The organism is Porphyromonas sp. CAG:1061, assembly GCF_000435035.1.
GTDB classification, from domain to species: Bacteria; Bacteroidota; Bacteroidia; order Bacteroidales; family Porphyromonadaceae; genus Porphyromonas_A; species Porphyromonas_A somerae.
The window spans coordinates 29,357-31,458 of record NZ_HF988953.1 but is presented as its reverse complement, the minus strand read 5'-3'; the positions used below and the strand labels follow the sequence as shown (position 1 = coordinate 31,458).

2 protein-coding genes are annotated in these 2,102 nt (G+C 47.3%); both read right to left on the bottom strand.

All coding sequences use genetic code 11. The features are described from left to right. A partial coding sequence (locus tag QVO39_RS08955; RefSeq protein ID WP_288171974.1) for a UDP-N-acetylglucosamine--N-acetylmuramyl-(pentapeptide) pyrophosphoryl-undecaprenol N-acetylglucosamine transferase occupies positions 1 to 664 on the bottom strand: 664 nt, incomplete at its 3' end. Then, the gene (locus QVO39_RS08950; RefSeq protein ID WP_244401366.1) at positions 661 to 1,986 is read right to left on the bottom strand and encodes an FtsW/RodA/SpoVE family cell cycle protein; all 1,326 of its coding nucleotides are present in this window, start codon (positions 1,984 to 1,986) and stop codon (positions 661 to 663) included. The genes QVO39_RS08955 and QVO39_RS08950, both read right to left, overlap by 4 nt. Between the last annotated feature and the right edge of the window lie 116 nt (positions 1,987 to 2,102).

The following is a 2,102-nucleotide window of genomic DNA, read 5'->3' as shown; positions in this document are numbered from 1 at the left end:
CAAAAAGCTTCACGGCAGCTGCCATACTCTCATTGATTGTCCGTGCTCCAAGGCTTCCCCCAATCACTAAGAGCGTTCTTTTTTTAGGGTCTAGCTTGAAGTGCTGATACGCCTCTATAGCGTGTGGTTGTATATCAGCCAATTGCTTACGGATTGGATTTCCCGTAAGTATGAGGTTTTTTCCCTTCGGAAAAAAGCGAGCCATATCCTTGTATGCCACACAAATTGTCTCCGCCTTTTTGCCGACTAATTTATTTGTTTTGCCTGCAAATGAATTTTGCTCCTGCACCAAAGTCGGTATCTTTAGCCCATTTGCCTCCAAAAGGGTAGGGGCACTGGCATACCCTCCCACACCGATCACGATTTGTGGCCGGATCCTTTTTAGCTCTTTACGGATTTGTTGTCGGCTCTTAAGTAGTTTCCAAAGGGTGATGAATAGCTTAATGGGATTCTTGCCTCGGCTCAATCCCTCTACTGGTAGCAAGATGATATCATACCCTGCTGCAGGTACCTTTTCCTCCTCCATACGTCCCTTGGCGCCCACAAAGGTCACCTCACACTCTGGGTATCGACGTTTTATCTCATTGGCAATAGAGATGGCGGGGAATATATGCCCCCCTGTGCCACCACCGCTGATGATTACATTGGTTAGTTTTGTACTCATGGCTCCACATTTTCTATTGGTTCACTCTCTATTGGAGGCATCTCTGGGATAGCCTCTGTAGCAACTATTTGGTTGAGACCCCCTGCTTTGGCAATCCGCTCCTCCTCCTTCCGTTTATTATCGTGGCTTACCGCCAAAAGGATGCCGAAGTAAATCCCCGTCACTAGATAGCTAGAGCCACCTCGACTGATAAATGGGAGGTTTTGCCCAGTGATCGGGAATAGATTGACACAGATGAGCATATGCAGGAAGGCTTGTAGTGTGATAATCAACCCTATCCCCTGTACCAAGAGGGTTTGGTAGACACTATTGGTACGCCTTCCGATCCCTCCGATAATAAAGAATAGAGCCAAGTAGGTCAGTACCACCAAGATAGCTGCGGCAATTCCCCCTTCCTCCACCAAGATGCTAAATACAAAGTCCGAATATGGCTCGGGAAGGAGGTTACGCATCTCACTTTTGCCAAAGCCTACACCCAGCAGGTGGCTATTGGCAATCGCCCTTTGTGATGAAACAATCTGCAGATCCTTTCCATCAATATCGCTGTAGGTATCCGAATTGATAGGTGCTCCTACTTGCGTTATGAATCGCTCAATTCGAGCATAGCCTGTGCCCAAGCGAGTTACTCCGCCCTCTCGAATACTTGGCACCAAAACTAGTAGCATAATCACCAATGCCAAAGCCCCTAAGCCCCCCAAAAGCAATCGCCTCATCATCTTCCGATTGGCACCTCCCATGTAAGAGATACAAAAGACCACCGAGGCGAGGATCAGAGCTGTTGATATATTCTCTAGGAAGATAGGCAGACAAAATAAACCGGTGGTGATGAATATCACCCAGAAGTTACGTGCCGAAGCGTGTCGCCCATCTTTGAACCTCAGTTGCGTTGCCACAAAGTTGATCAAGGCAAGCCTCGCTAGCTCTGAAGGCTGAAAGGAGATACCAGCGAGTGAGATTTGTCGCTTTGCATCATTGAGATCCTGACCCCTAAAAAGCACGTAGAGGAGTAGGATAAAACTGAAAAATAAAAAGAGCCTCGCATACTTCCTAAAGAAACGTAGTGGAATATGTGATACCGCCACACAGAGCCCAATAGCTAATCCCATTGAAAGTATGTGCTTTCCAAACATATTAAAGAAGCCACCTCCACTCGCCCAAGAGCCAAACGCCTTGGTGCTGGTCGAAGAAAAAACAATCCATAGGCTAATCGACATCAGTACCAGCATTATAGCCCATATTGCTTTGCTACCGATGAAGAGCCTATTGGGGTGCCACCACGCCTGCGTCGGGGCTTCCCTCACTATAGAGCTTTCGTCACTCATATCGCTATTCCACCTATTCCGGCCAATTTTTTCCTGTCCATATAAACCTTATCTCTCCTCTTGAGGTCAACTCTTTTACGATGATCTGATATCGCTGTCCCTCCTGATAATGGCGG